This window comes from Eubacterium sp. AF34-35BH, assembly GCF_003477765.1.
In the GTDB taxonomy this organism is placed as follows: Bacteria; Bacillota; Clostridia; order Lachnospirales; family Lachnospiraceae; genus Eubacterium_G.
Genome location: NZ_QUDZ01000021.1, coordinates 414 through 651, shown reverse-complemented (window position 1 = coordinate 651; position 238 = coordinate 414). Strand labels below are relative to the sequence as shown.

Here is a 238-nt window from a genome sequence, read left to right as displayed (position 1 = left end):
CCTGTGACCCCCTGCTTGTAAGGCAGATGCTCTCCCAGCTGAGCTAAGATCCCTTTTCTTTGATATTACTATCTGCTGGTTCTTTAAGTTTTTCTTCTTTTAGTGGACCTGCGGGGACTCGAACCCAGGACCGACCGGTTATGAGCCGGTTGCTCTAACCAACTGAGCTACAGGTCCATTTCTTTAAAGCCGATGAACGGACTCGAACCGTTAACCTGCTGATTACAAATCAGCTGCT

General features: G+C 48.3%; 1 tRNA gene. It reads right to left on the bottom strand.

Annotation, left to right across the window (positions count from 1 at the left end):
• Positions 1–103: 103 nt before the first annotated feature.
• Positions 104–177, bottom strand: a tRNA-Ile gene (locus DWZ69_RS11935).
• Positions 178–238: the final 61 nt, after the last annotated feature.